This window comes from Streptomyces xanthophaeus, from assembly GCF_000725805.1.
Classification (GTDB): Bacteria; Actinomycetota; Actinomycetes; order Streptomycetales; family Streptomycetaceae; genus Streptomyces; species Streptomyces xanthophaeus.
Window position 1 is genome coordinate 40557 of sequence record NZ_JOFT01000049.1, and the last position, 22830, is coordinate 63386.

The 22830-nt window shown below is 72.0% G+C and carries 20 protein-coding genes, 1 tRNA gene and 1 pseudogene; 10 read left to right on the top strand and 12 right to left on the bottom strand.

What is annotated here, in order from left to right; all coding sequences use genetic code 11:
* Positions 1–247 precede the first annotated feature (247 nt).
* The 5 genes from IO30_RS0126270 (at position 248) to IO30_RS0126290 (ending at position 6496) form a co-directional block, all read left to right on the top strand.
* Complete coding sequence (locus tag IO30_RS0126270) at positions 248–1015, top strand: IclR family transcriptional regulator (RefSeq protein ID WP_031146762.1); 768 nt, start codon at positions 248–250, stop codon at positions 1013–1015.
* A 315-nt stretch (positions 1016–1330) separates the two neighbouring features.
* On the top strand, positions 1331–2113 hold the full coding sequence (locus IO30_RS0126275) for an MIP/aquaporin family protein (RefSeq protein WP_031146764.1): 783 nt from the start codon (positions 1331–1333) through the stop codon (positions 2111–2113).
* A 79-nt stretch (positions 2114–2192) separates the two neighbouring features.
* A complete protein-coding gene (gene glpK, locus IO30_RS0126280) occupies positions 2193–3719 on the top strand; it encodes a glycerol kinase GlpK (RefSeq protein ID WP_031146766.1) in 1527 nt (508 codons plus the stop codon).
* Positions 3720–3759: 40 nt separating this feature from the next.
* Positions 3760–5367: a glycerol-3-phosphate dehydrogenase/oxidase gene (locus tag IO30_RS0126285; protein ID WP_031146768.1), complete on the top strand. Its 1608-nt coding sequence runs from the start codon at positions 3760–3762 to the stop codon at positions 5365–5367.
* A 127-nt stretch (positions 5368–5494) separates the two neighbouring features.
* Entirely contained in the window at positions 5495–6496 is a 1002-nt protein-coding gene (locus tag IO30_RS0126290; protein WP_031146770.1) for a PAC2 family protein, read from the top strand.
* A gap of 132 nt (positions 6497–6628) precedes the next feature.
* Here the strand turns inward: IO30_RS0126290 and mshC are convergent, their stop codons facing one another.
* The 4 genes from mshC to IO30_RS0126310 form a co-directional block, all read right to left on the bottom strand.
* Positions 6629–7858, bottom strand: a complete 1230-nt coding sequence (gene mshC, locus IO30_RS0126295) for a cysteine--1-D-myo-inosityl 2-amino-2-deoxy-alpha-D-glucopyranoside ligase (protein WP_031146772.1) — start codon at positions 7856–7858, stop codon at positions 6629–6631.
* A 110-nt stretch (positions 7859–7968) separates the two neighbouring features.
* Entirely contained in the window at positions 7969–8811 is an 843-nt protein-coding gene (locus IO30_RS0126300; protein ID WP_051902600.1) for an SCO1664 family protein, read from the bottom strand.
* The gene (locus IO30_RS0126305) at positions 8775–9365 is read right to left on the bottom strand and encodes a DUF3090 domain-containing protein (RefSeq protein WP_031146776.1); all 591 of its coding nucleotides are present in this window, start codon (positions 9363–9365) and stop codon (positions 8775–8777) included. Before IO30_RS0126305 ends, IO30_RS0126300 begins: the two co-directional genes overlap by 37 nt.
* 94 nt (positions 9366–9459) lie before the next feature.
* Complete coding sequence (locus IO30_RS0126310; protein ID WP_031146778.1) at positions 9460–10161, bottom strand: histidine phosphatase family protein; 702 nt, start codon at positions 10159–10161, stop codon at positions 9460–9462.
* Between the two features lie 54 nt (positions 10162–10215).
* On the opposite strand from IO30_RS0126310, the gene corA reads away from it, so the two are divergent.
* Positions 10216–11208, top strand: a complete 993-nt coding sequence (gene corA, locus IO30_RS0126315) for a magnesium/cobalt transporter CorA (RefSeq protein ID WP_031146780.1) — start codon at positions 10216–10218, stop codon at positions 11206–11208.
* Positions 11209–11236: 28 nt separating this feature from the next.
* On the opposite strand, the gene IO30_RS0126320 is transcribed toward corA, so the two are convergent.
* Together IO30_RS0126320 and IO30_RS0126325 are read right to left on the bottom strand one after the other, a co-directional pair.
* Positions 11237–12025: a hypothetical protein gene (locus IO30_RS0126320; protein ID WP_031146782.1), complete on the bottom strand. Its 789-nt coding sequence runs from the start codon at positions 12023–12025 to the stop codon at positions 11237–11239.
* Positions 12026–12404: 379 nt separating this feature from the next.
* On the bottom strand, positions 12405–13454 hold the full coding sequence (locus IO30_RS0126325; protein ID WP_031146784.1) for an LLM class F420-dependent oxidoreductase: 1050 nt from the start codon (positions 13452–13454) through the stop codon (positions 12405–12407).
* A gap of 101 nt (positions 13455–13555) precedes the next feature.
* On the opposite strand from IO30_RS0126325, the gene IO30_RS0126330 reads away from it, so the two are divergent.
* Together IO30_RS0126330 and IO30_RS0126335 are read left to right on the top strand one after the other, a co-directional pair.
* Positions 13556–14539, top strand: coding sequence for an aldo/keto reductase (locus tag IO30_RS0126330; RefSeq protein ID WP_031146786.1), 984 nt, complete (start codon positions 13556–13558; stop codon positions 14537–14539).
* A gap of 158 nt (positions 14540–14697) precedes the next feature.
* The gene (locus IO30_RS0126335) at positions 14698–17103 is read left to right on the top strand and encodes a helix-hairpin-helix domain-containing protein (protein ID WP_078904827.1); all 2406 of its coding nucleotides are present in this window, start codon (positions 14698–14700) and stop codon (positions 17101–17103) included.
* Positions 17104–17164: 61 nt separating this feature from the next.
* On the opposite strand, the gene IO30_RS0126340 is transcribed toward IO30_RS0126335, so the two are convergent.
* The gene (locus IO30_RS0126340) at positions 17165–17839 is read right to left on the bottom strand and encodes a hypothetical protein (protein ID WP_031146789.1); all 675 of its coding nucleotides are present in this window, start codon (positions 17837–17839) and stop codon (positions 17165–17167) included.
* A gap of 47 nt (positions 17840–17886) precedes the next feature.
* Here IO30_RS0126340 and IO30_RS0126345 point away from each other — a divergent pair, with 47 nt between their 5' ends.
* Positions 17887–18075, top strand: coding sequence for a DUF5703 family protein (locus tag IO30_RS0126345; protein WP_031146791.1), 189 nt, complete (start codon positions 17887–17889; stop codon positions 18073–18075).
* Positions 18076–18116: 41 nt separating this feature from the next.
* Here the strand turns inward: IO30_RS0126345 and IO30_RS47905 are convergent, their stop codons facing one another.
* The 4 genes and pseudogenes from IO30_RS47905 to IO30_RS0126360 form a co-directional block, all read right to left on the bottom strand.
* Positions 18117–18275: a hypothetical protein gene (locus IO30_RS47905; RefSeq protein WP_308443077.1), complete on the bottom strand. Its 159-nt coding sequence runs from the start codon at positions 18273–18275 to the stop codon at positions 18117–18119.
* A gap of 495 nt (positions 18276–18770) precedes the next feature.
* Positions 18771–19004 (bottom strand): annotated as a pseudogene (locus IO30_RS47910) (chaplin); the annotation flags it as partial.
* A 155-nt stretch (positions 19005–19159) separates the two neighbouring features.
* A complete protein-coding gene (chpH, locus tag IO30_RS0126355) occupies positions 19160–19393 on the bottom strand; it encodes a chaplin ChpH (RefSeq protein WP_031146795.1) in 234 nt (77 codons plus the stop codon).
* A gap of 130 nt (positions 19394–19523) precedes the next feature.
* Positions 19524–20849, bottom strand: coding sequence for a M20/M25/M40 family metallo-hydrolase (locus IO30_RS0126360; RefSeq protein ID WP_031146798.1), 1326 nt, complete (start codon positions 20847–20849; stop codon positions 19524–19526).
* A 168-nt stretch (positions 20850–21017) separates the two neighbouring features.
* On the opposite strand from IO30_RS0126360, the gene IO30_RS0126365 reads away from it, so the two are divergent.
* Positions 21018–21105: transfer RNA gene (locus IO30_RS0126365), tRNA-Leu, on the top strand.
* A gap of 131 nt (positions 21106–21236) precedes the next feature.
* On the opposite strand, the gene IO30_RS0126370 is transcribed toward IO30_RS0126365, so the two are convergent.
* Positions 21237–22676, bottom strand: coding sequence for an amino acid permease (locus IO30_RS0126370; protein ID WP_031146799.1), 1440 nt, complete (start codon positions 22674–22676; stop codon positions 21237–21239).
* Positions 22677–22830: the final 154 nt, after the last annotated feature.

The window sequence follows — 22830 nt, forward strand, 5'->3', positions numbered from 1 at the left end:
GACGGCTGTCGGCTTTGCACCCCCTCCTATGTCAAGGGTGCACGCGGTCAGGGTAACCGCGCGGCCCGGGACCCGGATGGGTCGTCCCACGTGGCGGACGGCATTCTGTGGCGGGGGTTCACCTGGGGCTTCCGGTCGTCGACAGTGTCTCGAACACTTCCCCGCCCTCGCACGAGGTCGGCATCGACCGATACTGTTCAGCATTGTCGAACCGCATGAGTGAGCAAGGTCAGCAGGAGGCTGCGCGATGGCACGGAACATCCAGTCGCTCGAACGAGCCGCTGCGATGCTGCGACTCCTGGCGGGCGGCGAGCGCCGCCTGGGGCTGTCGGACGTGGCTTCTTCCCTTGGCCTGGCCAAGGGCACGGCCCACGGCATCCTGCGCACCCTCCAGGCGGAGGGTTTCGTGGAGCAGGACCCGGCCTCCGGGCGCTACCAGCTCGGCGCGGAACTGCTGCGCCTGGGCAACAGCTACCTCGACGTGCACGAGCTGCGCGCCCGCGCCCTCGTCTGGACGGACGACCTGGCCCGGGCGAGCGGCGAGAGCGTGTACGTGGGCGTCCTGCACAAGAGCGGGGTGCTGATCATGCACCACGTGTTCCGGCCCGACGACAGCCGCCAGGTGCTGGAGGTCGGGGCCATGCAGCCGCTGCACTCCACCGCGCTGGGCAAGGTGATCTCCGCGTACGACCCGGTGGCGCACACCCAGGTCCTGGAGGTGGAGCGCGAGGCGTTCACCCCGCGGACGGTCACCGATGCCGCCGGCTTCGAGGACGTGCTGGCCCTGACCCGCGCGCGCGGCTGGGCCAGTGACGTCGAGGAGACCTGGGACGGCATCGCCTCGGTGGCCGCACCCATCCACGACCGGCGGCGGATGCCGGTCGGCGCGGTGGCGGTGGCGGGCGCCGTGGAGCGGGTCTGCGGGGAGCCGGGAGAGCCCCGTGCTGCCCTCGTGGCGTCCGTGCGGGACTGTGCGCGCGCTGTTTCACGCGATCTCGGCGCGGGCCGGTTCTGACCCCCTTGTAGGCCCTTCTCGGCCACACCCTGGGCACCTTCTGCCCTCTTTTCGCCATATCGCGACCGTGTGATGGCTGGTTTCGTTCGATCCTCCGTGGTGGTAACGATCCGACACTTTGACCTGGTCGACCCTTGACGCGTTCTTCACTTGGGCGGAAAACTGCCGTTCATCGGTCGGCATTGTCGAACACCTACCGGCAATACGCGCTAAGGTGTGGCAAGGCCAAGGACCGGTGCAGCACTCACCGAGTGCGCGGAACCACCGGAGGGACCCGGTTTCCGCCCACCCCTGGACGTACGTAAGGAGTCGCGGGTGTCCAGCTCCGACATCTTCATCGGCGAGACCATCGGTACCGCCCTGCTCACCCTGCTCGGTGGTGGCGTGTGCGCCGCCGTGACCCTCAAGAGCTCCAAGGCCCGCAATGCGGGCTGGCTCGCGATCACCTTCGGCTGGGGTTTCGCCGTCCTGATCGCCGCCTACGTCTCGGCCCCCCTCTCCGGCGCCCACCTCAACCCGGCCGTCACCGTCGGCATCGCCGTCAAGACCGGCGAGTGGGGTGACGTGCCCGTCTACTTCGCCGGCCAGCTGCTGGGCGCCATGCTCGGCGCGGTCCTGATGTGGGTCACCTACTACGGCCAGTTCCGAGTGCACCTGTCCGACCCGGAGCACATCAAGGACGCCACGCTCGGCCCGGAGGACCCGCACCCGCACGACCAGGCGGGCCCCGTGCTCGGCGTCTTCTCCACGGGCCCCGAGATCCGCAACGTGGTGCAGAACCTGGCCACCGAGATCATCGGCACGGCCGTCCTGATCCTGGCGATCCTCACCCAGGGCCTCCAGGACAACGGCAAGGGCCTCGGCGTCATCGGCGTCCTGATCACCTCCTTCGTCGTCGTCGGCATCGGCCTCTCTCTCGGCGGCCCGACCGGCTACGCCATCAACCCGGTCCGCGACCTCGGTCCGCGCATCGTGCACGCCCTGCTCCCGCTGCCCAACAAGGGCGGCTCCGACTGGGGATACTCCTGGATCCCGGTCGTCGGCCCGCTCGTCGGTGCCGTCATCGCCGGCGGTCTGTACAACATCGCGTTCGCCTGATCAGCATTTGCAGCGCTCGTAAGATCCGCACCGCACTCCTGATTCCGCCTACTCACCAGACCTGCCAGGAGCAGCCATCATGACCAGCAGCACCGGCCCCTTCATCGCCGCGATCGACCAGGGCACCACCTCCTCCCGCTGCATCGTCTTCGACCGCGACGGCCGCATCGTCGCCGTCGACCAGAAGGAGCACGAGCAGATCTTCCCGAAGCCGGGCTGGGTCGAGCACGACGCCACCGAGATCTGGACCAACGTCCAGGAGGTCGTCGCCGGCGCCATCGCCAAGGCCGAGATCACCGCCGCCGACGTCAAGGCCGTCGGCATCACCAACCAGCGCGAGACCACCCTCCTGTGGGACCGCCACACCGGCGAGCCCGTGCACAACGCGCTCGTCTGGCAGGACACCCGCACCGACGCCCTGTGCAAGGAGCTCGGCCGCAACGTCGGCCAGGACCGCTTCCGCCGCGAGACCGGCCTGCCGCTGGCGAGCTACTTCGCCGGCCCGAAGATCCGCTGGATGCTCGACAACGTCGAGGGTCTGCGCGAGCGCGCCGAGGCGGGCGACATCCTCTTCGGCACCATGGACTCGTGGGTCATCTGGAACCTCACGGGCGGCGCCGAGGGCGGCGTGCACGTCACCGACGTCACCAACGCCTCGCGCACCATGCTGATGAACCTGCACACCCTGGCCTGGGACGACAAGATCGCCGAGTCCATGGGCGTCCCGCTCAACGTCCTCCCCGAGATCAGGTCCTCCGCCGAGGTCTACGGCCACGTCAAGGAAGGCGTCCTCGCCGGCGTCCCGGTCGCCTCGGCGCTCGGTGACCAGCAGGCCGCCCTCTTCGGCCAGACCTGCTTCGCCGAGGGCGAGGCGAAGTCCACCTACGGCACCGGCACGTTCATGCTCATGAACACCGGCGACAAGATCATCAACTCCTACAGCGGCCTGCTGACCACGGTCGGCTACCAGATCGGCGACCAGAAGCCGGTCTACGCGCTGGAAGGCTCCATCGCCGTCACCGGCTCGCTCGTCCAGTGGATGCGCGACCAGATGGGCCTGATCAAGTCCGCCGCCGAGATCGAGACGCTCGCCTCCTCGGTCGAGGACAACGGCGGCGCCTACTTCGTGCCGGCCTTCTCCGGCCTGTTCGCCCCGTACTGGCGCTCCGACGCCCGCGGTGTGATCGCCGGCCTCACCCGGTACGTCACCAAGGCGCACATCGCCCGTGCCGTCCTGGAGGCCACCGCCTGGCAGACCCGCGAGATCACCGACGCCATGACCAAGGACTCGGGCGTCGAGCTCGCGGCCCTCAAGGTCGACGGCGGCATGACCTCCAACAACCTGCTGATGCAGACGCTCTCGGACTTCCTGGACGCCCCCGTGGTGCGCCCGATGGTCGCCGAGACCACCTGTCTCGGCGCCGCCTACGCCGCCGGCCTGGCCGTCGGCTTCTGGCCCGACACCGACGCCCTGCGCGCCAACTGGCGCCGCGCGGCGGAGTGGACCCCGCGGATGCCCGCCGAGCAGCGGGACCGCGAGTACAAGAGCTGGCTCAAGGCCGTGGAGCGTTCCATGGGCTGGGTCGACGACGAAGACGCCAGCTGACCGCACCAGCTGAGTCAATCGACGAGGAGCTAAGAGAGATATGAGCAGCCTGCAGAGCGTCCCCGCGCTGGGCGCGCACCCGACCGCCGGTTCGAACCCGAGCCGCGCCGAGACCCGCGAGCAGCTGGCCAAGGCCACGTACGACCTGCTGGTCATCGGCGGTGGAATCCTGGGCACTTCGGTGGCCTGGCACGCCGCGCAGTCGGGTCTGCGGGTTGCCATGGTGGACGCCGGCGACTTCGCCGGCGCCACCTCCTCCGCCTCCTCCAAGCTCGTCCACGGCGGTCTGCGCTACCTGCAGACCGGCGCGGTCAAGCTGGTGGCCGAGAACCACCACGAGCGCCGGGTGCTGGCCAAGGACGTGGCCCCGCACCTGGTCAACCCGCTCACCTTCTACCTCCCGGTGTACAAGGGCGGTCCGGTCGGCGCCGCGAAGCTGGGCGCGGGCGTGTTCGCGTACTCGGCGCTCTCCGCCTTCGGTGACGGCATCGGCAAGGTCATATCCCCGGCCCGTGCCGTCGCCGACAACCCGGGCCTGAAGACGGACAACCTCAAGGCCGTCGCGGTCTACTACGACCACCAGATGAACGACTCCCGCGTCGCCGTCATGACGGTCCGCGCGGCCGTCGAGTCCGGCGCGGTCGTCCTGAACCACGCCGAGGTCACCGGCCTGCGCACGACGCGCGGCCGGGTCAGCGGCGCCGAGCTCAAGGACCGTCTCGACGGAACCGAGTTCGGGGTGGACGCGCGCGTCGTGCTCAACGCCACCGGCCCGTGGGTGGACCACCTGCGGCGCATGGAAGACAAGCACTCGATGCCGTCCATCCGCCTTTCCAAGGGCGCGCACATCGTGATGAAGCGCAAGTCGCCGTGGAAGGCCGCCATGGCCACCCCGATCGACAAGTACCGCATCACCTTCGCCCTGCCGTGGGAGGACCAGCTGCTGCTGGGCACCACCGACGAGGTGTACGAGGGCGACCCGGGCGACGTGCGCGCCACCGAGTCCGACATCCAGCAGATCCTGGACGAGGCGGCCTTCTCGGTGAAGGACGCCGATCTGGACCGCTCGCTGATGACGTACGCCTTCGCGGGCCTGCGGGTGCTGCCCGGCGGCCCCGGCGGCGTGGAGAAGGCCAAGCGCGAGACGGTGGTCTCCGAGGGTGCGGGCGGCATGCTGTCGGTGGCCGGCGGCAAGTGGACGACGTACCGCCACATCGGCCGTGTGGTCATGGACAAGCTGGCGAAGCTCCCGGGCAGCCCGCTGACCGAGGACATGGAGCCGGCGAAGTCGCTCGTGCGCCGCATCCCGCTGCCCGGTGTCGCCAACCCGAACGCGGTCGCGCACCGGCTGCTGGTGGACCGCGAGCCCGGCGCCCGCATGGACCCGCTGACGGCCCGCCACCTTGCCTCGCACTACGGTTCGCTCGCCTTCGACATCGCCCGCATCGCCAACGAGGACCCGGCACTGGCGGAGCGGATCCACCCCGACGGTCCGGAGATCTGGGCGCAGGTCGCCTACGCCCGTGACAACGAGTGGGCGCAGACCGTCGACGACGTACTGCGCCGGCGCACGACGGTGACGGTCCGCGGTCTGGACGACGCGTCCGTACGCGCGCGGGTCGAGGAGATGCTGGGCCGCAAGGCATAGCTGTCACGCAGGTGGGGAAGAGGGGCGGTTCCGAGGGGAACCGCCCCTCTGCCGTGGGCTGTGGCCGGTGCCTCAACAAGGCTTAGGCTGACCCACGTACACAAGGGAACTTCGGAAGGAGACCTGGGTGATCGAGCTTGAGGGCGTGCCCGAGCTGATCGACCCGGTCATGGTGGCCGCGTTCGAGGGCTGGAACGACGCGGGTGACGCGGCCTCCGGTGCGGTCGCGCACCTGGACCGGGAGTGGAAGGGCGAGGTCTTCGCGGCTCTGGACGCCGAGGACTACTACGACTTCCAGGTCAACCGGCCGACGGTGTGGCTGGACAACGGGGTACGGAAGATCACCTGGCCGACCACACGGCTGTCGGTGGTCCGCATCGGCGGCGCCAAGCCGCGCGACCTGGTGCTGGTCCGGGGGATCGAACCGTCCATGCGGTGGCGGTCGTTCTGCAACGAGATCCTGGGCTTCGCCCACGAACTGGGCGTGGAGATGGTCGTCATCCTGGGGGCGCTGCTCGGGGACACCCCGCACACCCGGCCGGTGCCGGTGAGCGGGGTCACCTCGGACGCGGACCTGGCGCGGACGATGGACCTGGAGGAGACGAAGTACGAGGGCCCGACCGGCATCGTCGGGATCCTGCAGGAGGCCTGCACGCACGCGGGCGTGCCGGCGGTGTCGCTGTGGGCGGCGGTGCCGCACTACGTCTCGCAGCCGCCGAACCCGAAGGCGACGCTGGCCCTGCTGAACCGGCTGGAGGACCTGATCGACATCAGGATCCCGCTGGGCGAACTGCCCGAGGACGCACGGGCCTGGCAGCTGGGCGTGGACCAACTGGCCGCCGAGGACAGCGAGGTCGCGGAGTACGTGCAGACGCTGGAGGAGGCGCGGGACACCGCGGACCTCCCGGAGGCCTCGGGCGATGCCATCGCGCGGGAGTTCGAACGGTACCTGCGCCGCCGGGATCCGGCGGCGGGCCCGGCGCCGGAGGCGGGTGACGGTTCGTACCTGCGGGACCCGTCCAGCGGGCTCCCCCGCGCACCGAAGCGCAAGCCGGACGTCTCGGGCGAGGATCCGCAGCCTCCGGCCGTGGCTCCTCCGGAGGAGGACGACACCCCGCCGGAGGCCTAGCCGGCCGGGTGCGGCGGCGCCGCGCAGGTGCGCCCGGGCTTCGTGGGGCCTCGGCCCCCGTCCCGCTCCGCACACGCCGGAGGGGCCGGGATTGCGCTTCGCGCGCAACCCGGCCCCTCCGGTTTCGCTGTTCTACAGGGCCACGCCGAGCAGCGCGTCCACGGTCCGCGACACCAGGCCCGGGGCCGATTCGTCGTCGCCGCCCGAGGCGAGCTGGCACTCGACCCAGCGGTCCACGGCCGCCAGCGCGGCCGGGGCGTCCAGATCGTCCGCCAGGGCCTCGCGGACCTCCTCGACCAGTGCGTCGGCCGCCAGGCCGTCCGGCCGGGACACGGCCGCGCGCCAGCGCTCCAGGCGGGCCACCGCGTCGGCCAGCACCGCGTCCGTCCACTCCCAGTCGGCCCGGTAGTGGTGCGAGAGCAGGGCCAGGCGGATCGCCGCCGGGTCCACCCCGGCGCGGCGCAGCGCGGAGACGAAGACCAGGTTGCCCTTGGACTTCGACATCTTCTCGCCGTGCAGGGCCACCATGCCCGCGTGCACGTACGCCTTGGCCATCGGGAACTCGCCCGTCAGGACCTGCGCGTGCGAGGCGCCCATCTCGTGGTGCGGGAACGCCAGGTCGGAGCCGCCGCCCTGGATGTCGAAGCCCATGCCCAGGTGGTCCAGGGCGATGGCCACGCACTCGATGTGCCAGCCGGGCCGGCCGCGGCCCATCGAGCCGCCGTCCCAGCTCGGCTCGCCCTCGCGCGCGCCCATCCACAGCATCGGGTCGAGCGGGTTCTTCTTCCCCGGCCGGTCGGGGTCGCCGCCGCGCTCCGCGGAGAGCAGGCGCATCGCCTCGGCGTCGAGGTTCGAGACCCCGCCGAAGTGCGGGTCGGACTCCACCGAGAAGTAGACGTCGCCTTCGAGCTCGTAGGCGGCGCCCGCGTCGCGCAGCCGCTCGACCAGCGGCACGATGCCGGGTATGGCCTCGACGGCGCCGATGTAGTGCTGCGGCGGCAGCATCCGCAGGGCGGTCATGTCCTCGCGGAAGAGGGCCGTCTCGCGTTCGGCGAGCTCGGTCCAGTCGTGGCCGTCGCGCAGCGCCCGCTCCAGGAGCGGGTCGTCCACGTCCGTGACGTTCTGGACGTAGTGGACCTGCCGCTTGGTGTCGAGCCACACGCGCTGTACGAGGTCGAACGCGTTGTAGGTCGCCGCGTGACCGATGTGGGTCGCGTCGTACGGAGTGATGCCGCAGACGTAGATTCGGGCGACGGGACCGGGGGCGAGGGTGATCGTCCCCTGGGTCGCGGTGTCGTGGATCTTGAGGTCGCGGCCCTTGCCAGGAAGGGCGGGGACCTCAGAAGCGGGCCAGGCATGCATGTGTCGAGCCTAACCGGACGGATGTTCCGGTAACGAACCGGACCTGCACTGTTGTCTTGATCGGCACTCTTGCGGTCCGGCCGGAACTATGCGTATCGGCCATGGCTGGTTCAGACCGGCGGCCAGGGGATCGAGGGCCACTGTCCGGAGGGCTCCGGGTGGGTTCCCGTCCGCAGCAGCTGCGCCACCCGCTCCCGTACGGCGGCCAGCTCGACGGTCGTGATCAGTTGGGCCAGACGGGTGGCGAGCGGCGCTCCCGCGGCCAGGCCCTCGGCGAGGGAGGCCAGCACCTGGCGGGCCTCGTCCGTGAGCGGCTCCCCCGCCCAGCCCCACAGGAGGGTGCGCAGCTTGTCCTCGGTGTGGAAGGTCACGCCGTGGTCGATGCCGTAGAGCCGGCCGTCGGGGGCGGGCAGCAGGTGACCGCCCTTGCGGTCACCGTTGTTGATCACTGCGTCGAGGACGGAGAGGCGGCGCAGCCGCGGGTCGTCGGCGTGCACGAGCAGGGCGGTGCGGCCCTCGCCCACCTCGGCGAAGGCCACCGGCTTCCAGCCTTCGCCCGGCTCCTCGCCCTCGACGAGCGCGAGCAGTCCCGCCCCGGGCTGCTCCTGCGGGGCGCTCTCGATCCACTGCTGGACCATGCCCTCGCCGTAGGGCCCGTCACGCAGCACGGTGGCGGGCACCAGGCCCCAGCCGGTGGCCTCGGAGACCAGGTAGGCGGCGACCTCGCGCTGGGCGAGGTTCCCGTCGGGGAAGTCCCACAGCGGCCGTTCGCCCTTGACCGGCTTGTAGACGCAGTCGGCGCTCACGCCCTCGTGCGTGACGGTGCACAGCAGGACGGCGTTGGAGGCCTCGCGGATCCGGCCGACGACGGTGAGCTCACCCAGGGCGAGCAGCTCTTCGATTCCCCCCGCTGCGCTCACGCCTGGCGCCGGTAGCCGTTCTGGCGCGGGCACACGTGGCCCTCGGGGTCCAGCGGCAGGCTGCACAGCGGGCACGGCGGGCGGCCCGCGTTGACCACGTCCAGGGCCCGCTTGGCGAAGGCGCGGGCCTGGGCGCCGGTGAGGCGCACCCGCAGCATCGGCGGCCCGTTCTCCTCGTCCTGGAGGAGCCGTTCCTCCGCCTCGGCGAGGTCCTCGTCCGAGTCGGCCTCGAGTTCCACCAGGGCCTGCGCCTCGACGATCATGCGCTGTTCCTCGCCGTCCCAGGCCAGGGCCATGGTGCCGACGCGGAACTCCTCGTCGACGGGGACGTCCAGGGGCGCGGTGTCGGTGGCCTCGGCGGGGGCGACGGCCGGTACGGGGGCATTGCCCCCGGTGCGCCGCACGACCTCGTCCAGCAGCTCGTCCATCCGTTCGGCCAGCGCCGCGACCTGGGTCTTCTCCAGGGAGACGCTGGTGACCCGGGGGCCGGAGGAGGCCTGCAGGAAGAACGTACGGCGTCCCGGCAGACCGACCGTGCCGGCCACGAAGCGGTCCGGGGGGTCGTAGAGGAACACCTGACGGGGCACGTCCAGTCTCCAAGTCTCGGCGGCAGGGGCAGGGCTGCCCGGGGTACGGCTGCGCGCGTTGGTTAGGGCCAGTCCACCCTACTGCGCCGTTCGATCACGCCGCGCCCGCGCCGCCGCCCACGACGGCGTTGCCTCCGTCTTCGGCGGCCTTGTCGCTCGGCGCGCGCGGGACCAGCGAGCCGAAGTCCCCGGTGTCGCCGAGCCGGAACACGAAGGGGCGGGTCGGCGTGTACCGGATGGCGGTGACCGAACAGGGGTCGACGTGGATCCGCTGGAAGAGGTCCAGGTGCATGCCCAGGGCGTCCGCGACAAGGGACTTGATGATGTCCCCGTGCGAGCACATCAGGAAGACGGCATCGCTGCCGTGCTCCTCCTCGATCCGTGCGTTCCACTCCCGTACGGCGTCCACGGCGCGCGCCTGCATGGCGCGCATCGACTCCCCGCCGGGGAAGGCGGCGGCCGAGGGGTGCTGCTGGACGATCTTCATCAGGGGTTCTTCGGAGAGCTCGGAGAGCTTGCGGCCCGACCAGTCCCCGTAGTGGCACTCGCCGATCCGCTCGTCGGTGTGCACGGTCAGCCCGGGGCGGGCGGCCAGCAGCGGTGCGAGGGTCTCCTGGCAGCGTTGCAGCGGGGAGGAGACGGCGACGGCGAGCGGCACCCCCGCCAGCCGTCCGGGCAGTGCGGCGGCCTGCTCGGCGCCGCGCTCGTCGAGGGCGACCCCCGGGGTCCATCCGGCGAGCAGCCCTGCGGTGTTGGCGGTGGACCGCCCGTGTCGTACGAGGATCAGCGTGGCCATGGGGCCAGCGTATGCGGTGCCACGCGCGTGCGGGCGGGCCGCGGGCAGGGAAGAATGCACCGCGTGATTGTGGACTGCGCGATGTACCGGGACGGCCGCCGCACCGAGGGACCCGAGGACTTCTCGGACGCCCTCGACCAGGCCCGGGCGACCGGCGACGCCTTCGTGTGGGTCGGCATGTACGAGCCCACGGAGAAGGAATTCGACTACGTCCGGGAGGAGTTCGGGCTGCACGCACTGGCGGTGGAGGACGCCCTGACCGCGCACCAGCGTCCGAAGCTGGAGGTGTACGACGACTCCCTCTTCGTCGTCCTCAAGCCGGTCCTGTACGACGACGACAGCGACACGGTGACCACCGGCGAGCTGATGGTGTTCATCGGCGACTCCTTCGTGGTCACGGTCCGGCACGGCGAGGGGGCCCCGCTGGCCGCGGTGCGCCACCGCCTGGAGCAGGAGCGGGACGTCCTGCGGCACGGGCCGACGGCGGTGCTGTACGCGGTGTCGGACGCAGTGGTGGACCACTACATCGAGGTGGCCGCCGAGCTCCAGGCCGACCTGGAGGAGCTGGAGGCCGACGTCTTCGCCCCGAACGCCTCGGACACCAAGAACACCGCCGCCCGCATCTACGGGTTCAAGCGGCAGGTGCTGGAGTTCCGCCGGGCGACGAGCCCGCTGCTCCAGCCGATGGACCGGCTGGCCTTCGGACGGGTCCCCTTCGTGCACGAGCGGGCCCAGCCGTTCTTCCGCGACGTGGCGGACCACCTGACGAAGGCGAACGAGTACGTCGAGGGCCTGGACCGGCTGCTGTCGGACGCCCTCTCCGCGCACCTGGCGCAGATGGGGGTCCGGCAGAACGACGACATGCGCAAGATCTCGGCGTGGGCGGCGATGGCGGCCGTCCCGACGATGGTCGCCGGGATCTACGGGATGAACTTCGATCACATGCCGGAGCTCAGGCAGCCCTGGGGCTACCCGGCCCTGCTCGTGCTCATGGCGGTGCTGTGCGCGGGCCTGCACCGGATGTTCAAGCGCCGGGGCTGGCTGTAGCGGCCCGGCGGCCCCGCCGGGCCGGCCTCTAGACGAACTCGGGCTCGGGGACCGGTGCGCCGCCGAGTGCGTCGCGCCGTTCGGGCATGCGCAGGCTGATCATCCGGTGCCAGCCGCTGAAGCGTTCGTACGCGTACATGCCGCGGATGCCGGCGGCGAGGGCGGCGGCCTTGGGCGCGGGCCACTGCAGCAGCCGTCCCATGTGGCCCATGACGGCGAGGCTCACGTCGCGGTAGACGCCGATCTCGGCGAGCGCGCTCTCGCGCAGCACCCGCTGGATGGTGCGGCCGTGCCCCTGCCGGGCCAGGCGCAGCAGTTCTTCGTGGCAGTAGGCGAGGTGGTTGTCCTCGTCGTGGCTGATCATCCGGATGGCCTTGCCGAGCTCGGGGTGCTCGCCGAAGTTGCGCACCAGCATGTCCATCTGGTCGGCGGCCCGCTGCTCGGTGACGCGGCTGTGGGAGAGGTAGACGACGATGTCCTGCTCCGTCAGCGGCGCCTCGCGGCGCAGCTTGTCGTGTGCGAGGCCGATGCCGCGCCGTTCCAGCAGCATCGTGTAGTCGGTCTCGGGCGGTACGGGGACGGGTTCGAGGCCGCGCTTGCGGAGCAGGGCGTTGAAGATCCGCCCGTGCTTGTCCTCGTCGGCGCCGTGCCGGGTGATCTTGGGGGCGAGATCGCGCATGGTGGCGGGCACCAGGGCCGCGATGCGGGCGTTCTCCCAGCCGCCCTGGGACTCCCCGCTGGCGGCGATGGAGCAGAACAGCTGGAAGGAGTCGTCGTGCTCGACGATCTCCTGGAACAGGCTGCGGGCAGAGAGCATGCACCGAGTCAAACTCCGCTCGCCGGACGGGGCAACCGATAGGTCGCACTACTCGTCCGAATGAACGAACCGGGGGCGGCGGCCGGGTGCGTAACCCCGGGGGCGCTCCGGGCGTTGTTGCGGGTGTCGGCCGTGGCGGGGAAGACCCCCCGAGCCCCCACCACGGCCGCAGGCCCCCCGCCCGGACGCGGACCCCGCACTGCGGGGTCCGCGGACCCGGGGCACCTGGGCCCGGGCCGCCTAGTGCTGTGGCCGGAAAGGTTTGCCGGGTCGCGGTGTCCGGTGCGGTGCATCGCAAGGCGGAGGGCCACGGCTCGTACTGGACGTACTTGCGTGGCAGTCCGGCGCGCTCCATGGCCTCGGTAACCGGCCTGGCCGCCTAGGCCAGTCCGGCGCGCTCCATGGCCTCGGTGCCGGCCCGCAGGGCGGCGACCCGCTCGTCCAGGGTGAATCCGGCCGGGGCCAGCGTCAGCGTGGTGACCCCGGCTTCCGCGTAGGCCCGCATGCCGTCCGCGATCCGCTCCACGGGGCCGAGCAGCGTGGTCGAGTCGATCAGCGAGTGCGGGACGGCCTCGGCGGCGCCCGCCTTGTCGCCCGCCAGGTACTTGTCCTGGATCTCGGCGGCTTCCTTCTCGTAACCCATGCGCTGGGCCAGCTGGTTGTAGAAGTTCTGCTTCCGGCTGCCCATGCCGCCGACGTACAGGGCGGTGTACGGGCGGAACATGTCGGCCAGGGCGTTCACGTCCTCGCCGAGGGCCAGCGGCACGGTCGGGCAGACGTCGAAGCCCTCCATGGTCAGGCCCGCCTTCTCGCGGCCCGCCCGGATGTGGGTGAGCGCGGTGGCCTCCAGGTGCTCGGCGGCCGGGAAGATCAGCAGCGCGCCGTCGGCGATCTCGCCGGTCTGCTCCAGGTTCTTCGGGCCGATGGCCGCGATGTAGAGCGGGATGTGCTCGCGCTCCGGGTGCACGGTCAGCTTGAGCGGCTTGCCGGGGCCGTCCGGCAGCGGCAGGGTCCAGTGCTCGCCCGCGTACGAGAGGCGCTCGCGGGTCATCGCCTTGCGGACGATCTCCACGTACTCGCGGGTCCGGGCGAGCGGCTTGTCGAACTTGACGCCGTACCAGCCCTCGGAGACCTGCGGGCCGGAGACGCCGAGGCCGAGCCGGAAGCGGCCCTTGGTCAGCGAGTCCAGGGTGGCGGCGGTCATGGCCGTCATCGCGGGCTGGCGGGCCGGGATCTGGAGGATGGCCGAGCCCACGTCGATGCGCTCGGTCTGGGCGGCGACCCAGGCCAGGACGGTCGGGGCGTCGGAGCCGTAGGCCTCGGCGGCCCAGCAGACGTCGTAGCCGAGGCGGTCGGCCTCCTGTGCGACGGCGAGGTTGTCGGCGTCCATGCCCGCACCCCAGTAGCCGAGATTGATGCCGAGCCGCATGTGTCGTCCCCTTACCGGTTTACCGATCAGTAACGTAGGTCTGCGGGGGACTGTAGCGCGCCCGGGTGCTCCGCGTCAGTGCCCCAGTAGTCTCAGCGCTCATGGAGCAGAGGCATCTCGGCCGCACCGGACTGCGCGTTTCCCGGATCGGCCTCGGCACCCTCACCTGGGGCCGCGACACCGGTGAGGAGGCCGCCGCCGAACAGGTGAAGGCCTTCTGGGAGGCGGGCGGCACGCTCGTCGACACGGCCGACGCGTACGGCGGCGGGGAGGCGGAGTACCTCCTCGGCCGGCTGATCGGCGGGCTCGTCCCGCGCCGGGACCTGGTCATCGCGACCAAGGCGGGCAGCGTCCGCGACCCGGACCGGCGCTTCGACGGCTCGCGCGGGCACCTGCTGGCCGCCCTGGACGCGTCCCTGGAGCGGCTGGGCACCGATCACGTGGACCTCTGGCAGGTGCACGCCTTCGACCCGTCGACCCCGCTGGAGGAGACCCTGCAGGCCCTGGACCTCGCGGTGAGCAGCGGCCGGGCCCGGTACGCCGGGGTGGCGGGCTACTGCGGCTGGCAGCTGGCGAAGGCGGCGACCTGGCAGCTGGCGGCCCCCGGGGTGCGGACCCGGCTGGCGTCGACGCAGATGGAGTACTCCCTCCTCCAGCGGGGTGTGGAACGAGAGGTGCTGCCCGCCGCGCTGGACCTGGGGATCGGGCTGCTGCCCGCCTCGCCGCTGGGCCGCGGGGTGCTGACGGGCAAGTACCGGGACGGCGTCCCGGCGGACTCCAGGGGCGCCTCGCAGACCCTGGCCGCGTTCGTGGAGCCGTACCTGGACGAGACGGCGGGCCTAATCGTGGACGCGGTGGCGACCGCGGCCCAGGGGCTGGCCGTGACCCCGCTCCAGGTGGCCCTGGCATGGATCCGGGACCGGCCGGGGGTGGTCGCCCCGATCGTCGGCGCGCGGACGGCCGCACAGCTCGAGGCGGCCCTGTCGGTGGAGGCCCTTAGTCTTCCCGAGGAGATCTGCCGGGCGCTGGACGATGTCTCGGCGCCGGTGCACCGCTATCCCGATCAGGACTGGAGCACGCTGTGAGTACGGACCGTCAGGCCGAGCCCGCTGCCGCGGAGGAAGCGGAAGAAGCGGAGGCCCGCACCCCCGCCGAGGCGGATCCGGAAACGGAGCCCGCCCCCGAGGCGGCCACCCCCGACACCCCGGCCGCACCGGAGGCCGAGCCGGAAGCGCCGGACACCGTGGCCGAAGCCGAGGCCAGAGCTGACGCGGGGGCCGGAGCGGACGCCGAGGCAGGGGCCGATGCTGAGCCCGATGCCGATGCCGAGGGCAACGCCGGGGCCGATGCTGAGGCTGAGGCTGAGGCCGGAGCGGACGCCGAGGCTGAGGCTGAGGCCGGAGCGGGCGCCGAGGCTGAGGCTGAGGCCGGAGCGGGCGGCAACGCCGGAGCCGACGCGAAGGCCGGGGCCGACACCGGGGCCGGAGCCGGCACTGGCGCCGGGGCCGAGGCTGGCGCTGAGGCCCGGACCGACGTCGAGGCCGACGCTGGGGCCAGGGGCGACGCTGGCGCCGAGGCTGAGGCTGAGGCCGGAGCCGACGTCGAGGCCGGGGCGGACGCCGAGTCGGGGGCTGAGGCCGGGGCTGGCACCGGCGCCGACGCCGGGGCCGGGGCTGCGGTCGACGGGGTTGTTCCTGCGGGGCTGAGTGAGGCGCAGGCCGAGTTGGCTGCGCAGCGGGTCGAGCGGGAGCGGATCGCCCGGCGCAAGGCCGAGCGGGAGGCCCCCGTCGACGCCGGGGCGAAGCTCAGCGGGAAGGCCGCCGACCTGCTGGCCGCCGTACGCGCCGTCGAGAGCGGGGCGAAGCCCCCCGCCGCCACCTTCGACGAGGCGCCCGCCGCGCCCCGCAGGCCCGCCCCCGCGCCCCCGCAGCCGCGCACCCCGGCCCCACGGCCCGTGGCGGTCGCCCCCGGCACCGTCGAGGAGGTACGGGTCGTCCTGGCCCGCGGTGGCGCCCCGGAGGCGCTCGCCGCCGAGACCGCCGCGGCCCTGGGCGAGGACGCCGCCGAGGCCCTCGCCGAGAACCCCTGGCGGCTGTTGTCCGTGGCCTCCGTGCGCCCGACGCAGGCGGACGGTTTCGCGCGGGCCCTGCTGGGCGCCGGGGCCGGTCCCGGGGACGAGCGCCGCACCGGAGCCCTGGTGGGCTGGCTTCTGCTCCAGGCCGCGCTCAAGGGCCACACCGCCCTGGAGGCGCCCGTACTGCGCTCGGCGCTGGCCCAGTACGCCGTACCGGACCCGGCCGGGGCCCTTGAGACGGCCATCGCGGAGGGGGCGGTACTGGTGTTCCAGGAACCGCTCGGCGCGCCCGGCGCGCAGTACGAGGAGGGCGAGGAGGAGCCGGTCCGCATCCTGGTGGGCCTGGAGGGTTCCGCCATGGCCGAGGAGAGCCTGGCCGACGGCCTGGCCCGGCTCGCCAACGCCTTCGACGCCCTGGCGGACTGGGACAAGGCCGTCGGCGCCGCGCCGAACCCCTCCGCCGCGGAGCTGATCCGCGCCGTCGCGGGCCACGGCCTGGTCACCCACACCGGCGGCGAGGCCGCCCGCGCCGAAGCGGCCGCCCTGCTCGCGGCCGCCGGGGAACTCGGCTTGCGGACCTGCCTGGCCGCGCACGCCCCCGGCGGACCGGATTCCGTGACGGTGGCGGGCCTGCTGTCCGGGACGGAGGGGCCGGGCCGGGACGCGGACGGGCAGTTCGCGCTGGACCTGCTCGTGGTGCTCGACGCACCCCAGCTGGACGTGGAGACCGCCGCCGCCCTGGTGGAGTCGGTGCCGGACGGGGCCCGGCTCGTGCTCAGCGGGGACCCGGGTGTCCTGGGATCCGCCGGGGCCGGGCGGGTGTTCGCGGATGTGCTGGCGGCCCGTGCCTGTCCCCAGGTGGTCTCCCGCACCCCCGACCCGGGCCCGGTCGGCGAGCTCGTCTCGGGGGTCGGGATCGGGGAGCTGAACCAGGTGGAGGCCCCCGGCAAGGAGGTCGTCATCGTTCCGGTACGGGATGCGGCGGAGGCCGTGCACCGCACCGTGCAGCTGGTGGCCGAGTCGGTGCCGCGGGCCTTCGGGATCCCCGCGGACGAGGTGCAGGTGATCACCCCGGGCCACGGCGGCTCGGCGGGGACCCGGGCGCTGAACGCCGCCCTCAAGGAGCGCCTGAACCCCGGGCCGGGCCGGTTCGGCGGCTTCGACCCCGGCGACCGGGTCGTCCACGTCCCCTCCCCCGGGCGGGCGGTGCCGGCCCGGGTGGTGTCGGCCGATGCGCAGGGGCTGCACCTGGAGCGTGCGGGCGCCCGGACCGTCGTACCGAAGGAACAGGTGGAGGCGCGGGTCCGGCACGGCTGGGCCGTGACCGCCCACCAGGCCGTGGGGGCGCGTTGGCCCGCGGTGGTCGTCGTACTGCCGGGGGACGCGGCCGAGGCCCTGTCGCGGGACTGGGTGTACACGGCGTTCGGGCGGGCCGAGCGGCACCTGTCCGTGGTGCACGGCGTGGACCAGGCGCTGCCGCGCGCGGTGGCGGAGGTCCTGCCGAAGCCCCGTACGACGCGGCTGACGGGCCTGCTGAAGGCCCTGGTGGCCTCCGCCCGGGAACAGCCGGAGTGACGGCCGTGGCCCCCGCCTGCGAGGGCGGGGGCCACGGTGTCCGGCCGGGACGTCGGGGGGATCAGGCAGGGGCCAGCCCCGGCTCCGCGGTCTCGGCCTCTTCCTCGTCTTCGTCGGCGTCCGTGTCGTCCGCGTCGTCCTCCTCGTCGAAGACGGAACTGACGTCGAAGCGGTGCAGCACGTCCTCCGGGTCGGTGTGCGCGAAGGGGGAGTTGAGCCACTCCCCCGGTTCGGCCACTTCCTCCGCGGCCGCGATCCAGAGCGTGGAGTCGCCCTCCTCCAGCCCGAACTCCTTGTAACGGGAGGCGATCTCGTCGGGCTCGTACTCCCCGAAGAGAACGCCCAGCGCACCGGCGGTGCCGCCGTCCTGGACGAGTTCGGCGTCCCGGTCGTGCGCGGCGACGCGCTCGGCCTGGGCGATCAGCCGCGGCGGTTCGACCACCGCGTAGTCACGGCGGATGAGCACGCTGAAGGCGGTGGGATCGGCGGGGCCGGTGTACGGGACACCGTCCTCGGGGGTGGGGATCTCGAAGGGAGTGACCTCGTCGTACCGGTCGTAGAGGAGTTCGTCGTACTCCTCGGCCGCCGCGGCGAGTTCGTTGAAGGCGGCGTAGACCTCCGGGTCCTCGTCCCCGGTCCTGCTCTCGACCGCGGCGAGGTGGCGGTCGAGAGCGGCCTTGACCGCCTCGGCGGCGGCGCGTACCTCGGCAACAGTGGGCAGAGCGGCATCAGACATAGAGCAGACGCTATCCGTAGCAGGCCTCCGCCCGCACAATAGATGCGATGCCGGAATACGAATTCGTCGACGTGTACGTGCCCCGCGGCGTCCCTCGCAAGGAGGCGACCCGCCTGCTGACCGATCATGCCGAGTACGGGAACTGGGAACTGGACCGCCTGACCCTGCACCGGGACGGCAGCCGCCGCGTGCGGCTGCGCCGCCGGATCATCCGACAGGTCCGCGCGACCTGGTGACGCGGGCCCCGGGGGCGGGGCCCGCGCCGTGCAGGCTGCCGTCAGGCGGCGCTGCGGGCCCGCCGGTAGAGGACCGCACCGGCCAGGAGCAGGCCTCCGGCGATCGGGAGGCCCGCGCCGAGGACGTCTCCGGCGCCGGTGGCGGCGAGACCGGCCTCGTGGCCGCTCCCCTGGCCCGTCCCCTGGCCGGGGTTGGTCACGGGGGTGACGGAGCCGTTACCGGGCCCGGTGGGCGTGCCCGGGTTTCCGGGCGTACCGGGGTTGCCGGGGTTGCCCGGAGTACCGGGAGTCCCCGGGTTACCCGGGGTGCCGGGGTTGCCGGGCGTACCCGGGTTCCCAGGAGTCCCCGGGTTCCCAGGAGTCCCCGGGTTTCCGGGCGTACCGGGGTTGCCGGGGTTGCCCGGAGTACCGGGAGTTCCCGGGTTGCCGGGCGTACCGGGATTGCCAGGCGTACCCGGGCTGCCGGGCGTACCGGGGTTCCCAGGAGTGCCGGGGTTTCCGGGAGTGCCCGGCGTACCCGGGTTCCCGGGGTTGCCCGGCGTGCCCGGGTTGCCCGGGTGGTCGTCGCAAGGCTCGTCGTCGTCGCCCGGGTGACCGGGGTGGCCCGGATTGCCGGGGTGACCCGGGTGGCCCGGGTGGCCCGGGTGACCTGGGTGGCCGGGCTTCCCCGGCTTGCCCGAGATGTTGGCGCAGTGGTTCCCGAAGGCCGGGTTCAGGCCTCCCACCACCGTCACGGTGTTCCCGCAGGCGTTCACCGGCGCGTCCACGGGCGCCTGCACCGTGTTCCCGGACAGCAGGCCGGGTGAGTTCGCCGCTTGCCCCGAGGCTGCGGAATCCGCGTGTGCGTAGCCCCCGCCCAGAGCGAGGACACCCCCCGCGGCAGCCATGGTGATCAGGGTCTTCCTGGTGACCTGTGCCGGTCGTCGCATCTGTACTCGTCCCCTGGTGTCGTACGTGTCTTCGGCCGCCACCCGGCCGTCCGGGCTCCCCCGCCTGGTGCGCCGAAAGTCGTGTGGGCCGGGCCCGAAAGCCCGGCGGCCCCGGAGCGCTGGAACGCACTCCGGGGCCAGAACTTCTAACGGCGTCAGGCGTTGACGCAGGTGTTGCCGAAGGCCGGGTTCAGCAGGCCGATCACGGAGATCGTGTTGCCGCAGACGTTCACGGGGACGTGAACCGGGACCTGGATCACGTTGCCGGACGCGACACCGGGCGAACCGATGGCCGCACCCTGGGCACCCGCATCGGCGTGGGCCAGACCCGCACCCGCGAGAACCAGGCCACCCGTGGCAGCCACAGCGGCTACAACCTTCTTGATCATTGTTCCTCCTAGTAGTCAAGTGCGGTCCCAGCCGCGGACCGCACCACCTGTAACGAGGAGGGATCACCAGGGCTACGAGCGTATGAGCGCATTCACTCTTCTCAGTGGAATGCGCACACCGGTCCGAATCTCAGGCGTTGTCGATGAACCGGTCTAGGACCCGCACGCCGAACTTCAGCCCGTCCACCGGGACCCGCTCGTCCACTCCGTGGAACATCCCTGCGAAGTCCAGCTCGGGCGGCAGCTGGAGCGGGGCGAAGCCGAAGCAGCGGATGCCCAGGTCGTCGAAGGACTTGGCGTCCGTACCGCCCGAGAGCATGTACGGGACGGCCCGTGCGATCGGGTCCTCCGCCTTCAGGGCGCCCTGCATGGCGTCGACGAGCTTCCCGTCGAAGTCCGTCTCCAGGGCCTTGTCCCCGTGCACGTCCTCCCGCTTCACGCGCGGGCCGAGGATCCGGTCGAGGTCGGCGAAGAACTCGTCCTCGTAGCCCGGCAGGAAGCGGCCGTCGACGTGCGCGGTGGCCTGTCCCGGGATCACGTTGACCTTGTAGCCGGCGCCCAGCATGGTCGGCGCCGCCGAGTTCCGCAGGGTCGCGCCGACCATCTTGGCGATGCCGCCGAGCTTGGCCAGCGTCGCGTCCATGTTGTCCGGGTCCAGGGGGGTGCCGAGCGCGTCCGAGAGCTCGTCCAGGAAGGACCGTACGGTCTTGGTCACGCGCACCGGCCACTGGTGGCGGCCCAGGCGGCCGACGGCCTCGCACAGCTCCGTGATGGCGTTGTCGTTGTTGGTCATGGAGCCGTGGCCCGCGGTGCCCTCCACCGTGAGCCGCATCCAGTGCATGCCCTTCTGGGCCGTCTCGACCAGGTAGAGCCGCAGGTTCTCGTTGACGGTGAAGGAGAAGCCGCCCACCTCGCCGATCGCCTCCGTCACGCCCTCGAAGAGGCCGGGGTGCTTGTCCACGAGGTACCGCGCCCCGTACAGGCCTCCGGCCTCCTCGTCGGCGAGGAAGGCCAGCACGATGTCCCGGGGGGGCTTGCGGCCGCTGCGCATCCGGTCGCGCACGACGGCCAGCGTCATCGCGTCCATGTCCTTCATGTCGACGGCGCCCCGGCCCCACAGGCAGCCGTCGGCGATCTCACCGGCGAAGGGGTCGTAGGTCCAGTCCGCCGCATTGGCCGGGACCACGTCGGTGTGCCCGTGGATCAGCAGGGCCGGCCGCGAGGGGTCCTCGCCCTCGATCCGCGCGACGGTGGAGGCCCGTCCCTTGTGCGACTCGAAGATCTGCGGCTCCAGCCCGACCTCGGCGAGCTGCTCGGCGACCCATTCCGCGGCCTTGCGCTCGCCGGGGCCCGAGTGGTCCCCGTAGTTGCTGGTGTCGATCCGGATGAGGTCCCGGCAGAGGTCCACGACCTCGTCCTCGCCGGAGACGGTCCTGCCCGCGCTCGACTCGCTCACGCTGCTTCCTCCCACTGATCAGTACCGAACTGCCTCCATCCTCCCGCCCCGGACCGTTCTGCCCAAGGGCGATCCCCGGCCGCCGGGGGGTGTGATCGAGGACCCCGGAATGTTTGGTAATGTTTTCCACGTCGGAACGGCCCGCGAGGGACGCGAGACAGACACCTTGTCCGGGTGGCGGAATGGCAGACGCGCTAGCTTGAGGTGCTAGTGCCCTTTATCGGGCGTGGGGGTTCAAGTCCCCCCTCGGACACCAGAGCAAGAAGAGAAGGACCCCGCTTCGGCGGGGTCCTTCTTCGTTTCCGCCCCCGGCAGGTGAACGGGTGAACACGGCACCGCCCCCGGGACCAGTGGTCCCGGGGGCGGGTGCGGGGTGGCGCGGGCCGGTCAGTCGCGGGCGGCGGCGAGGGCCGCCACCCGGCCGCGGACCAGGAACCAGCCGCCGACCAGGGCGGCGGCGATGAGCGGGACGCACAGGACCGTGGTGCGGCCGACGCCGCCGTCGCACCACATCAGCACCAGGACCGTGGCGAGGAAGACCAGCGTGACGATCTGGGTGTACGGGGCCCAGGGCAGGCGGTATGCGGGGCGTTCGACCTTGCCCTCGCGGGAGCGGCGCCAGAAGAAGAGCGAACAGATCATGACCATCGCCCAGGTGCCGAGGATGCCCAGGGAGGCGAAGTTCAGGACGATCTCGAAGGCGTCCTTCGGCATGAAGTAGTTCAGGCCGACGCCCGCGACGCCGAAGGCGGCGGTGAACAGGACGCCGCCGTAGGGGACCTTGCCCTTGTTCATGACGCCGGTGAACTTCGGGGCGGAGCCGGACATGGCCATCGAGCGCAGGATGCGGCCGGTGGAGTAGAGGCCGGAGTTCAGGCTGGACAGTGCCGCCGTGAGGACCACGAGGTTCATGACGCCGGCGGCCCCGGGGATGCCGAGCTTGTCGAAGACGGTGACGAAGGGGCTCTGGTCGGAGCTGTACGCGGTGTACGGGAGCAGCAGCGCGAGCAGGACGACCGAGCCGACGTAGAAGAGGCCCACGCGCCACATGATCGAGTTGATCGCCTTGGGCATGATCTTCTCGGGGTTCTCGGTCTCGCCGGCGGCGACGCCGCAGAGCTCGACGGAGGCGTAGGCGAAGACGACGCCCTGGATCACCAGGAGCATCGGGAGGACGCCGGAGGGGAAGAGCCCGCCGTTGTCGGTGATGGTGGCGAGGCCCGGGGTGTGGCCGCCGATCTCGTGGCTGGTGGCGACGAGGTAGATGCCGACGAGCAGGAAGATCACCAGGGCGGCGACCTTGACCAGCGAGAACCAGAACTCCATCTCGCCGAAGTACTTCACCGAGATCAGGTTCGCGGTGAGGACGACGGCCAGGGCGATGAAGGCGAGCACCCACTGGGGGACGTCCGTGAACAGCGACCAGAAGTGCGCGTAGGTCGCGGCGGCGGTGATGTCGGCCACGGTGGTCGTGGACCAGTTCAGGAAGTACAGCCAGCCTGCCGTGTAGGCGCCCTTCTCCCCCATGAACTCACGGGCGTAGGAGACGAAGGCTCCGGAGGAGGGCCGGTAGAGCACGAGCTCGCCGAGGGCCCTGACGACGAAGAAGGCGAAGATGCCGCACACCGCGTAGGCGATGGCCAGGGAGGGGCCGGCTCCGGCCAGCCGGCCGCCCGCGCCGAGGAACAGGCCGGTGCCTATCGCCCCGCCGATGGCGATCATGTTGATGTGGCGGGACTTGAGGTCCTTGCTGTAGCCCTCGTCACCGGCGTCGACATGGCGGGAAGACGCCGGGGCGGGAGCCTCGGTCAAGGTGCGGTCACTCATGTATGACTTCGCCTTCGTGGGGTGGGGCAGGCAGGGCCGGACCGCGCCGCAGGGGAGCTGGGTGGTGTCCCCTGTGCCGTGGTCCGGTGAATTTGTCGCCCCAGGAGACCATGAGCCTCCGCTACCCGCCAAAATCGGCCCCATGCGCACCGAA

Bases quoted from the DNA above. Each gene is read 5' to 3' on its own strand.
- IO30_RS0126285 (WP_031146768.1), top strand. From the start codon at position 3,760: ATGAGCAGCCTGCAGAGCGTCCCCGCGCTGGGCGCGCACCCGACCGCC.
- chpH (WP_031146795.1), bottom strand. From the start codon at position 19,393: ATGATCAAGAAGGTTGTAGCCGCTGTGGCTGCCACGGGTGGCCTGGTT.
- IO30_RS0126340 (WP_031146789.1), bottom strand. From the start codon at position 17,839: ATGTCTGATGCCGCTCTGCCCACTGTTGCCGAGGTACGCGCCGCCGCC.
- IO30_RS0126325 (WP_031146784.1), bottom strand. From the start codon at position 13,454: ATGCGGCTCGGCATCAATCTCGGCTACTGGGGTGCGGGCATGGACGCC.
- IO30_RS0126310 (WP_031146778.1), bottom strand. From the start codon at position 10,161: ATGGCCACGCTGATCCTCGTACGACACGGGCGGTCCACCGCCAACACC.
- IO30_RS0126270 (WP_031146762.1), top strand. From the start codon at position 248: ATGGCACGGAACATCCAGTCGCTCGAACGAGCCGCTGCGATGCTGCGA.
- IO30_RS0126345 (WP_031146791.1), top strand. From the start codon at position 17,887: ATGCCGGAATACGAATTCGTCGACGTGTACGTGCCCCGCGGCGTCCCT.
- mshC (WP_031146772.1), bottom strand. From the start codon at position 7,858: ATGCATGCCTGGCCCGCTTCTGAGGTCCCCGCCCTTCCTGGCAAGGGC.
- IO30_RS0126330 (WP_031146786.1), top strand. From the start codon at position 13,556: ATGGAGCAGAGGCATCTCGGCCGCACCGGACTGCGCGTTTCCCGGATC.
- IO30_RS0126370 (WP_031146799.1), bottom strand. From the start codon at position 22,676: ATGAGTGACCGCACCTTGACCGAGGCTCCCGCCCCGGCGTCTTCCCGC.
- IO30_RS0126320 (WP_031146782.1), bottom strand. From the start codon at position 12,025: ATGCTCTCTGCCCGCAGCCTGTTCCAGGAGATCGTCGAGCACGACGAC.
- corA (WP_031146780.1), top strand. From the start codon at position 10,216: ATGCACCGCGTGATTGTGGACTGCGCGATGTACCGGGACGGCCGCCGC.
- glpK (WP_031146766.1), top strand. From the start codon at position 2,193: ATGACCAGCAGCACCGGCCCCTTCATCGCCGCGATCGACCAGGGCACC.